Source organism: Microbacterium sp. (assembly GCF_035277845.1).
Taxonomy (GTDB): Bacteria; Actinomycetota; Actinomycetes; order Actinomycetales; family Microbacteriaceae; genus Microbacterium.
Window position 1 is genome coordinate 1 of the sequence record NZ_DATEJS010000273.1, and the last position, 10,455, is coordinate 10,455.

Here is a 10,455-nt window from a genome sequence, read left to right on the forward strand (position 1 = left end):
CGCGATCGGCACCGCGGTGCGCATCGCGAGCACCGGGGTCGGCGGCGTCGAGGCCGTGTTCATCCTGCTGGTGCTCGCCGGTCGTGCGTTCGGCGCCCGGTTCGGGATGCTGCTCGGCGTCGCGACGATCGCCCTGTCGTCCGCGGTGTTCGGCGGCATCGGCCCGTGGACCCCGTTCCAGATGTTCGCGTGCGCGTGGGTCGGCGCCGGTGCCGGGCTGCTGCCCCGGCGCGTGCGCGGGTGGACCGAGATCGGGCTGCTGTGCCTCTACGGCGCGGCGGCCTCCTACGTGTTCGGGCTGCTGCTGAACCTCTGGTTCTGGCCGTTCGCGGTCGGTTCGGGCGCCGCCATCTCCTACGTTCCGGGAGCCCCGCTCGGGCGCAACCTGGTGAGCTTCCTGCTGTACTCGCTGGTGACCTCGACCGCCGGCTGGGACACCCTGCGCGCGGTCACGACGATCGTCGGCGTCGTGCTCATCGGACGCCCGGTGCTCGCCGCCCTGCGCCGCGCCAAGCCGGTGCGGGTGGATGCGACCGGCGGCCGCGCTCAGCGACCGCCGCGGGCGCGGATCTTGGCGAGGTAACGGCCGCGCTGCGAATCGGGGAATCGTGCCACGAGGGCACGGAGCTCGGCGGCATCCACGTCGCCGCCGAAGATCTCGGTGCCCGGCTCGAACCGGATGCCCTCGGCCAGGCCGCCCACGACCACCGGGTCGAACCCGAGGTCGTCGACGAACCGCACGACCTGAGCCACCGCGGCGGGATCGTCGCCCGCCACCGCCACGGCCTTGCGCCCGGTCGCGCCGCGCGGACGCGCCTCGGCCTCCAGGTCGGCGGCACTCATGTGGCCGAGCGACTTCACCACGGACGCTCCGGCCAGGTGCGCCTGCACGATCTCGCTCGTCGAGGTCGCGGGATCGGCGAGGTCGGGCCGCAGCCCGTCGAGCTCCCACCAGTAGTTGGTGGCATCCAGTACGGTGCGGCCGACGAGTGCCGCCACCGGCAGCGTCGGATACGCGGTCAGCGGCATCGCGAGCACCACGAGATCCGCGGATGCCGCCTCCGTCACCGTCGCGGCCGCCGCCCCCGGCGCATGCGACGCGACCACAGGCCCCACCCGGGCAGGGCCCGCCGACCCGGCGACCAGCACGCGGTGTCCGGATGCCACGGCCAGCCGCGCCACGGCGAGTCCGAGCCGACCGGCGCCGACGATCCCGACGGAGCTCACGACGAACCGTCCACCCGGGTCACACCGAGAAGTACTTCGCCTCGGGGTGGTGGAACACGAACGCGTCGGTGGACTGCTCCGGATGCAGCTGCAGCTCGTCGCTGAGCTCGACTCCCATGCGCTCCGGGCGCAGCAGCTCGACCACCTTGCGGCGGTCCTCCATGTCCGGGCAGGCCGGGTAGCCGAGGGAGAACCGCGCGCCCCGATACTCGAGCTTGAACAGCCCTGCCGTGTCGGTGGGATCCTCCGCCGCGAACCCGAGCTCGGACCGGATGCGTGCGTGCCAGAACTCGGCGAGCGCCTCGGTCAGCTGCATGACGAGTCCGTTGAGCTCGTAGTAGTCGCGGTACCTGTTCTCGGCGAACAGCTTCGCGGTGACCTCGTCGATCGCAGCTCCCGCGGTGACCAGCTGAACCGGCAGCACGTCGACCTGCCCGGATTCGCGCGAGCGCACGAAGTCGGCGAGGTCCAGGTGCCGGTCGCGGCGCTGCCGCGGGAACGTGAAGCGCAGCCGGTCGGAAGCGAGCGCGCCGCCCGATCCGCCGTCGGGGGCGAGCAGGCCGGGAACCCCCAGTACTCCGGTCGGGTCGTCGGCGTGGTGCAGCACCACGACGTCGTCGCCCTCGGACACCACCGGGAAGTACCCGTAGGCGACGGAGGCATCCAGCATCCCCTCGCCGAGGATGCGGTCGAGCCAGTACCGCAGGCGCGGGCGACCCTCGGTGTCGACGAGCTCCTCGTACGACTTGCCGTCCTCGCCGCGGCCCGGGCGCAGGCCCCACTGCCCCATGAAGGTGGCGCGCTCGTCGAGGTAGGCGGCGTAGTCGGCCAGGGCGATGCCGCGCACGATCCGAGTGCCCCAGAAGGGCGGCGCCGGCACCGGGTTGTCGGATGCCACGTCCGACCGTCCGGGCATCTCCTCCGGCTCCGTGAGGGTCAGCTGGGCGCCGCGCTTGTGGATCCGCTTCTTGAGCGGCGGCAGGCCGACGGCATCCGGCTCCTCGCCGCGCGCGATGCGCACGAGCGGCTCCATGAGCGCGAGCCCCTCGAAGGCATCCTTCGCGTAGCGCACCTCGCCCTCGAAGAGCCCCGCGAGGTCGTCCTCGACGTACGCGCGCGTGAGCGCCGCGCCACCGAGGATCACCGGCCACTTCTTGGCGAGTCCGCGAGCCTGCAGCTCCTCGAGGTTCTCCTTCATCACGACGGTGGACTTCACGAGCAGCCCGGACATGCCGATGACGTCGGCGTTGTGCTCCTCGGCCGCCGCGATGATGTCGGCGATCGGCTGCTTGATGCCGAGGTTGATGACCTCGTAACCGTTGTTGGTGAGGATGATGTCGACGAGGTTCTTGCCGATGTCGTGCACGTCGCCGCGCACGGTGCCGAGCACGATCCGGCCCTTGCCGGCGGACTCCGTCTTCTCCATGTAGGGCTCGAGCAGCGCCACCGCGGTCTTCATGACCTCGGCGGACTGCAGCACGAACGGCAGCTGCATCTCGCCGGCGCCGAACCGCTCGCCGACGACCTTCATGCCTTCGAGCAGATGGTCGTTGATGATGCCGAGCGCGGTCATCCCCTCGCCGCGGGCGAGCTCCAGGTCGGCTTCGAGGCCCTTGCCCTCGCCGTCGATGATGCGGCGTTCCAGGCGCTCGCCCACCGGCAGCGCGGCGAGTTCGGCCGCGCGCTGGTCGCGCAGCGCCTTGGTGTCGACGCCGGCGAAGAGCTCCAGCATCCGCTGCAGCGGGTCGTAGGCGACCGCGCCGTCGGCGTCGTACTCGCGACGGTCCCACACGAGATCGAGCGCCACCTGGCGCTGCTCGTCGGGGAGGGAGGCCAGCGGCACGATCTTCGCGGCGTCGATGATGCCGGAGCTCAGCCCCGCCTCGGCGGCCTCGTGCAGGAACACCGAGTTCAGCACGATGCGCGCCGCCGGGTTGAGGCCGAACGACACGTTCGAGACGCCGAGCGTGGTGTGGATGCCGGGATACTTCTGCGTGATCTGCCGGATCGCCTCGATGGTCTCGATGCCGTCGCGGCGGGTCTCCTCCTGGCCCGTGGCGATCGGGAAGGTGAGGCAGTCGACGATGATGTCCGAGACCCGCATGCCCCATTCGTCGACGAGCTGGTCGATCAGGCGGGACGCGATCGCGACCTTGCCCTCGGTGGTGCGCGCCTGCCCGTGCTCGTCGATGGTGAGCGCGACGACCGCGGTGCCGTGCTCCTTGACGAGCGGCATGATGCGCCCGAAGCGGGAGTCCGCGCCGGCGCCGTCCTCGTAGTTGACCGAGTTGACGACGGGGCGGCCGCCGATGAGCTCGAGGCCCGCCTGCACGACCGGGGGCTCGGTGGAGTCGATCACGAGCGGCAGCGTCGACTGCGACGCGAACCGCGAGACGACCTCGCGGATGTCGGCGACGCCGTCGCGACCCACGTAGTCGACGCAGACGTCGAGCAGGTGCGCCCCCACGCGGATCTGGTTGCGCGCGATCTCGACGCAGTCGTCCCAGCGCTCCTCGAGCATGGCCTCGCGGAACGCCTTGGAGCCGTTCGCGTTGGTGCGCTCGCCGATCGCGAGGTACGAGGCGTCCTGATCGAACGACACGTGCTGGTACAGGGATGCCACCCCCGGCTCGATCTCGATGACCCGGTCGCCCAGCACTCTCCGGTCGTTGAGCGAGGGAGCGCCGGCGACCGAGACGAAACGCGCTGAGCCGTCCGCGTCGTCGCGTTTCGTCTCGCTTCGCTCGCTCAACGACCGGGGGGTGCGCACCCCGGCGGCGTCCAGTCGCTCGACGACGGCGGCGAGATGCTCCGGCGTGGTGCCGCAGCATCCGCCGACGAGGCCCAGCCCGAACTCCCGCACGAACTGCTCGTGCGCCGTGGCGAGTTCGGCCGGGCTGAGCGGGTAGTGGGCGCCGTCGGCGCCGAGCACCGGGAGTCCGGCGTTGGGCATGCACGCGATCGGCACGGTCGAGTGCTTCGAGAGGTGCCGCAGGTGCTCGCTCATCTCCGCCGGCCCGGTCGCGCAGTTCAAGCCGATCGCGTCGACGCCGAGGGGCTCCAGCGCGGTGAGCGCCGCCCCGATCTCGGACCCCATCAGCATGGTGCCGGTGGTCTCGACGGTCACCTCGACGAAGATGGGGAGGCGGATGCCGCGCGCCACGATCGCCTGGCGGCATCCGTTGACGGCGGCCTTGGTCTGCAGCAGATCCTGGCTGGTCTCGACGAGGAAGGCATCCGCTCCCCCGTCGATGAGCCCCTCCGCCTGCAGGGCGAACGTCTGCTTGAGGTGGTCGTAGGTGGTGTGGCCGAGCGACGGCAGCTTGGTGCCCGGGCCCATCGAGCCGAGCACCCAGCGCATGCGGCCGTCCGCGGCCTCCGCGGCCTCCGCGCGCTCGCGGGCGATGCGGGCGCCCACCTCGGCGAGCTCGGCGATGCGGTCGTCGATGCCGTAGTCCGACAGGTTGGACCAGTTGGCGCCGAACGTGTTGGTCTCGACGGCGTCGATGCCGGCAGCGAAGTAGGCGTCGTGGATGCCGGCGATCACATCCGGGCGCGTGACGTTGAGGATCTCGTTGCAGCCCTCGAGCCCCTGGAAGTCGGTCTCGATCGACAGGTCGTGGCGCTGCAGCATGGTGCCCATGGCGCCGTCGGCGATGACCACGCGCGTGTGCACGGCGTCGAGCAGAGCCTGCGCGCGGGCCGGGCGGGCGAAGGCCTCGACGTCGAGGGGGAAGCGGGGCTCGGTCATGTCTCAGCCGTTCTTCGCGTCGCGCCAGCGCAGCCAGCCGCGCACGAGGTCGTAATCGAAGTCCGGGCCCATGAACGCCACGGTGATGAGCCGCGCGCCGGCGTCGTACAGCGGGTCGGCGAACTCGAGGCTCTGCCGGTGGGCCTCGCTCGAGATGACGAGGTTCGAGACGTCGCGCTGCTCGGTCTCGGCCCAGCGTTCGATCACCGACACCTTGTGCGCGATGTCCTCCGGGCGCACGAAGCTGTGCCAGATGTCGGCGTGGCGGGCGACGAGGCGCAGCGTCTTCTGCTCGCCCTTGCCGCCGATCATCACCGGGATGCGGCGCAGAGGCGCCGGGTTCAGCTTCGCCCAGCGCTCCTCGATGCGGGCGAGCCCGCGGGCCAGATCGTTCAGCCGCGTGCCGGGGGTGCCGAACTCGTAGCCGTACTCGTCGTAGTCGCGCTCGAACCACCCGGCGCCGGTGCCGAAGATGAACCGGCCGCCCGAGATGTGGTCGAGCGTGCGGGCCATGTCCGCCTGCAGGTCGGGGTTGCGGTAGCTGTTGCAGTTGACGAGCGCGCCGAACTCGACGCGCTCGGTCTGCTCGGCCCAGGCGCCCAGCATCGACCACGACTCGAAATGCAGCCCGTCGGGGTCGCCGTGCAGCGGGAAGAAGTGGTCCCAGTTGAAGATGATGTCGACGCCCAGATCCTCGAGGCGCCGCACGGCATCCCGGATGCCGTCGTAGGGCACGTGCTGCGGCTGGATCTGCACGCCGAGGCGCACCGGAGTGTCGAGAAGCGGCATGCCTCCCAGCCTACGGGCGGCGCGGCACCCCGTGCCCTGTGTGACCGAGGGAGTCGGCCTCGTCCGCCCGGATCACCGCGCGAGCGAGCAAGATGGGAGGATGCCGCAGCCGCTCGCCTCGATCGACGACATCCTCTCCACGGCCCGGGTGGTGGCCCTGCCGATGGCCACGCGCTTCCGCGGCGTCGACGTGCGCGAGGCGCTGCTGTTCGAGGGACCGGAGGGGTGGGCGGAATTCTCCCCCTTCACCGAGTACGACGATGCCGAGGCGTCCGCGTGGCTGGCGGCCGCCATCGACTTCGCGTGGCACCCGCAGCCCGCCCCGGTGCGCGACCGCATCCCGGTGAACGCGACGGTGCCGGCCGTGGCCGCGACCGCCGTGCCGGACGTGCTCGCCCGTTTCGACGGATGCCGCACCGCCAAGGTGAAGGTCGCCGAGCGCGGCCAGACTCTCGCCGACGACGTGGCGCGCGTCGCCGCCGTGCGCGGCGTCCTCGGACCCGAGGGACGCATCCGCGTGGATGCCAACGCCGGCTGGAACGTCGACGAGGCCGAGCATGCGATCCGGATGCTGGAGCCCTTCGACCTCGAGTACGTCGAGCAGCCGTGCGAGACGGTTCCGGAGCTCGCCGAAGTGCGCCGGCGCGTGCGCAACCTCGACGTGCTGATCGCCGCCGACGAGAGCGTGCGCAAGGCGTCGGACCCGCTCGCGGTGGCGCGGGCGGAGGCCGCCGACATCCTGATCGTGAAGGCGCAGCCGCTCGGCGGCGTGCGCCGGGCCCTGCAGCTGGTCGCCGAGGCGGGGCTGCCGGCCGTCGTCTCCAGTGCCCTCGACACCTCGGTCGGGCTCGCCATGGGCACGGTGCTCGCCGCGGCGCTGCCCGAACTCGAGTACGACTGCGGCCTGGGCACCTCGTCGCTGTTCGGCGCGGATGTCGCCTCCCCCGCCCTGGCCCCGATCGGCGGATCGCTGCCGGCCGGACGCGTGGCGCCCGACCCCCAGCTGCTCGACGAGCTCGCCGCCCCCGCACCCCGCGCCGCCTGGTGGCGCGAGCGCGTCGCCCGCTGCCACTCCCTGTTGTGAGCTCCGCGCCCCCGGTCGTCGAGCGAGGAGCGCAGCACCCCACTCCCCGGTCGTTGAGCGAGGAGCGCAGCGACGAGACGAAACGCAGACCCCGCGCGACCCACTGCGTTTCGGCTCGCTCCGCTCGCTCAACGACCGGTGGTGGAACACCGCGTTTCGGCTCGCTCCGCTCGCTCAACGACCGGGTGGTGGAACACTGCGTTCCGGCTCGCTCCGCTCGCTCAACGACCGGGGGTGGAACACTGCGGTTCGGCCGCTTCGCTCGCTCAACGACCGGGGAGGGCGGGTCGGAGGACGCGGGTCAGCAGAGGATGAGGTGCGCGACCTCGGCGAGGTGGGCGCCGGTGGCGGCGCGGAGCGCCGCCTCGCCGCCGCGGGACTCGTCGGCGACGCCCTGGATGACGGCGCGTACGGCGGCCGTCTCCCACACGGTGAGCATGAGGTGCGCCGCCTGTGCGGCATCCACCCGGAACTCGATGCCCTTCAGCGCGCTGATGTCGGTGATGATCTGCGCCACATTCCGCTTCATCTCGGCATCCTGCTCGAGGAAGGCCCGTGCGACATCGGGGTCGCGCAGCGCCCGGATGCGGATCTCGCTCATCAGCAGCACGCCCATGCGATCGTCGGCGCCGACGTCGAGCACCTGCTCGAGGATGGCCGAGATCTCACTCTCGTCGAACCCGTCCGGGCCGGCCGCCGCGAGACCGCCGACGCGGCTCTGCACGGCGGCGACGCGCTCGGAGGCGACGCGCGCGGCGAGTTCCAGGAAGAGCTCGTCCTTCGACGCGAAGTTGGAGTAGAACGCCCCGCGCGTGAAGCCGGCGCGCTCGCAGATCGTCTCGACGGATGCCGCATCCAGCCCCACCTCCGCGAACACCGCCATGGCGGCATCCAGCAGTCGCTGCCGCGTGTTCTCGCGACTGCGGGTGGGCATTTTCGCGTCGGTCATCGCACCTGCTCCTCGACTGCGTGATACTCACACCTGCCGTTCAGACTCGGCGGGCGCTCCGGCTCTACGATACACACTTGTATCGGATACATCGCCGTATCGAACCACCGATCCCCTTGCGCACCGGAGGCACCGTGTCCACCCTGCTGTACTCCCTCGGCCGCTGGTCGTACCGGCACCCGTGGCGCGTGCTCGTCGCCTGGCTGCTGCTGCTCGCCCTCGCCGGCGGCGGGGTCGCCCTGTTCGCGAAGGGCACCGACAACTCGTTCTCGATCCCGGGCACCGAGTCGCAGGAGGGAATCGAGCAGCTGAACCGCACCTTCCCGCAGGCGGCCGGCACCAACGCGCAGTTCATCGTCGTCGCGGCGCCCGGCGACAGCGTGAAGGATGCCCCCTACACGACCGACATCGCGAGCACCATCCACCATCTCGGCACCCTCGACGGGGTGCTCGGCGTCACCGACCCGTACAGCACCCACGTCACCGGACTCGTCTCGCACGACGACTCGGCCGCCATCGTGCAGATGCAGTTCAGCGGGCAGGCGACCGACGTCTCCGCCGCGACGAAGAGCGACCTGACTCACGCGACCACCGCCCTGCAGGCCGAACTGCCCGCGGGGTCGAAGGTCTCCCTCGGCGGGGACCTGTTCTCGCAGTCGCTGCCGGCGATCTCGATCATCGAGGCGATCGGCCTCCTCATCGCCCTCGTCGTGCTCGTCGTGACGTTCCGCTCGTTCGTGGTCGCCGGGCTGCCGCTCGCGACCGCGCTGCTCGGCGTCGGCCTGTCGATGGCGCTCATCTTCCTGTCCACGGCCTTCGCGACGATCTCGGCGACCACGCCGATGCTCGCCCTCATGCTGGGCCTCGCCGTCGGCATCGACTACGCGCTGTTCATCATCGCGAGACACCAGGACCAGGTGCGGGCGGGCCTCGAGCCCGAGGAGTCCGCGGCGCGCGCCACGGGCACCGCCGGGTCCGCGGTCGTCTTCGCGGGAGTCACCGTGCTCATCGCCCTCGTCGGCCTCGCGTTCGCCGGCATCCCGTTCCTCACCACGATGGGGATCGCCGCGGCCGCCGCCGTCGCGATCGCGGTGCTCATCGCCGTGACGCTGACCCCGGCGCTCCTCGGGTTCGCGAAGGGCCGCGTGCGCGGCTGGGTCCGGCGGAAGCCGAAGGCCGAGCCCGACGGCGCGCAGCCGCACGTGCGGCGCGGGCTCGCGTCCCGCTGGGTGGGCATGGTCACCAGGCATCCGGTCGTCACCACGATCGCGGTCATCCTCACGCTCGGCGTGGTCGCGCTGCCATCTGCGAGCCTCGCCCTGGCCCTGCCGAACGCGGGGATGCTGCCGAAGCAGAACGAGGCCCGCCAGACGTACGACCTCATCAGCGAGCACTTCGGCGCCGGGTTCAACGGCCCGCTCATCATGACCGGCACGATCGTCACCTCGAACGACCCGCTCACGCTGATGAAGCACCTCAAGGACGAGATCGAGCGCATGCCGGGCGTCAAAGCGGTGCCTGTCTCCACCCCGAACGCCACCGCCGACACCGGGCTCATCCAGATCATCCCGACCACGAGCCCGGACGACCCGAAGACCGCGGCCCTCGTGCGGGAGCTGCGCGCGCAGCACGACCACTTCCAGAGCGCCTACGGCGTCGACCTCAAGGTCACCGGCTTCACCGCGGTCGCGATCGACATCTCCGACCGCCTCGGCGCAGCACTGCTGCCGTTCGGCGTGTTCGTGGTCGGGCTGTCGCTGATCCTGCTGGCGATCGTCTTCCGGTCGATCTGGGTGCCGCTCAAGGCCGCGGCCGGGTACCTGCTGTCGGTGCTCGCCGCGTTCGGCATCGTCTCGGCCGTGTTCGTCCAGGGGTGGGGCGCCGACTTCCTCGGCGTCACCAAGGTCGGACCGGTCATCAGCTTCATGCCGATCATCCTCATGGGCGTGCTCTTCGGCCTGGCGATGGACTACGAGGTGTTCCTGGTCTCGCGCATGCGCGAGGACTTCGTGCACGCCCGCCGCGCAGCCGGCGGTGTCGCGACCCGCGCCCTCGCCGTCGACGCCGTCCGCAGCGGCTTCACGGCATCCGCCCGCGTCGTCACCGCGGCCGCGGTCATCATGTTCGGCGTCTTCGCGGCGTTCGTGCCCGAGGGCGACGTCAACCTCAAGCCGATCGCGCTGGGATTGGCATCCGGCATCGCCATCGATGCGTTCCTCGTCCGGATGACCCTGGTGCCCGCCGTGATGACGCTGCTCGGCCGCGCCGCGTGGTGGATGCCGAAGCGCCTCGGCCGCATCCTCCCCCACTTCGACATCGAGGGCGAGGCCGTCGAGCGCGAACTCGCGCATGCCGACTGGCCGGAGCCGCACACCGCCGCCGTCGTGGCCGCCGATGGGCTGGAGCTCGTCGACCCCGACGAGCTGTGCCTGTACCGCGACGTGACGATGCGCGTCGAGCCGGGTGAGGCGGTGGTGCTCACCGGCGCCGACAGCCGCGCCCCGCGCGCCCTGGCGCTGTCCCTCGCCGGCCGAGTGGCCCCGACCGGTGGCCTGGTCAAGGTCGAGGGGCACCTGCTGCCGGAGCGGGCGCCGTGGGTGCGCCGCCGCGTCGCCCTCGCGCTGCTGACCGAGTCCGCCGATCCGGTCGCCGACC

6 protein-coding genes and 1 pseudogene are annotated in these 10,455 nt (G+C 71.5%); 3 read left to right on the top strand and 4 right to left on the bottom strand.

Going from position 1 to position 10,455, the window contains the following annotated elements; genetic code table 11:
* Window positions 1-583 (top strand): annotated as a pseudogene (locus VJR25_RS12010) (ECF transporter S component); the annotation flags it as partial.
* Here the strand turns inward: VJR25_RS12010 and VJR25_RS12015 are convergent.
* From VJR25_RS12015 to VJR25_RS12025, 3 genes are read right to left on the bottom strand one after another with little or no spacing between them, the layout of a single operon-like run.
* Complete coding sequence (locus VJR25_RS12015) at window positions 547-1,227, bottom strand: NADPH-dependent F420 reductase (RefSeq protein WP_324115305.1); 681 nt, start codon at window positions 1,225-1,227, stop codon at window positions 547-549. The pseudogene VJR25_RS12010 and the gene VJR25_RS12015 overlap by 37 nt on opposite strands.
* Window positions 1,228-1,246: 19 nt before the next feature.
* Window positions 1,247-4,978 carry a homocysteine S-methyltransferase family protein gene (locus tag VJR25_RS12020; RefSeq protein WP_324115307.1) on the bottom strand — a complete coding sequence of 1,244 codons (3,732 nt, stop codon included), beginning with the start codon at window positions 4,976-4,978 and terminating at the stop codon, window positions 1,247-1,249.
* Window positions 4,979-4,981: 3 nt separating this feature from the next.
* A complete protein-coding gene (locus VJR25_RS12025; protein WP_324115309.1) occupies window positions 4,982-5,767 on the bottom strand; it encodes an LLM class F420-dependent oxidoreductase in 786 nt (261 codons plus the stop codon).
* 100 nt (window positions 5,768-5,867) lie between these two features.
* On the opposite strand from VJR25_RS12025, the gene VJR25_RS12030 reads away from it, so the two are divergent.
* Complete coding sequence (locus VJR25_RS12030; RefSeq protein ID WP_324115311.1) at window positions 5,868-6,851, top strand: o-succinylbenzoate synthase; 984 nt, start codon at window positions 5,868-5,870, stop codon at window positions 6,849-6,851.
* A 301-nt stretch (window positions 6,852-7,152) separates the two neighbouring features.
* Here the strand turns inward: VJR25_RS12030 and VJR25_RS12035 are convergent, their stop codons facing one another.
* Window positions 7,153-7,800, bottom strand: a complete 648-nt coding sequence (locus tag VJR25_RS12035) for a TetR/AcrR family transcriptional regulator (RefSeq protein WP_324115313.1) — start codon at window positions 7,798-7,800, stop codon at window positions 7,153-7,155.
* 134 nt (window positions 7,801-7,934) lie between these two features.
* Here VJR25_RS12035 and VJR25_RS12040 point away from each other — a divergent pair.
* A partial coding sequence (locus VJR25_RS12040; RefSeq protein WP_324115315.1) for an efflux RND transporter permease subunit occupies window positions 7,935-10,455 on the top strand: 2,521 nt, incomplete at its 3' end.

Coding starts and splice junctions, on each gene's coding strand:
- VJR25_RS12020 (WP_324115307.1), bottom strand. CDS start 4,978: ATGACCGAGCCCCGCTTCCCCCTCGACGTCGAGGCCTTCGCCCGCCCG.
- VJR25_RS12035 (WP_324115313.1), bottom strand. CDS start 7,800: ATGACCGACGCGAAAATGCCCACCCGCAGTCGCGAGAACACGCGGCAG.
- VJR25_RS12030 (WP_324115311.1), top strand. CDS start 5,868: ATGCCGCAGCCGCTCGCCTCGATCGACGACATCCTCTCCACGGCCCGG.
- VJR25_RS12025 (WP_324115309.1), bottom strand. CDS start 5,767: ATGCCGCTTCTCGACACTCCGGTGCGCCTCGGCGTGCAGATCCAGCCG.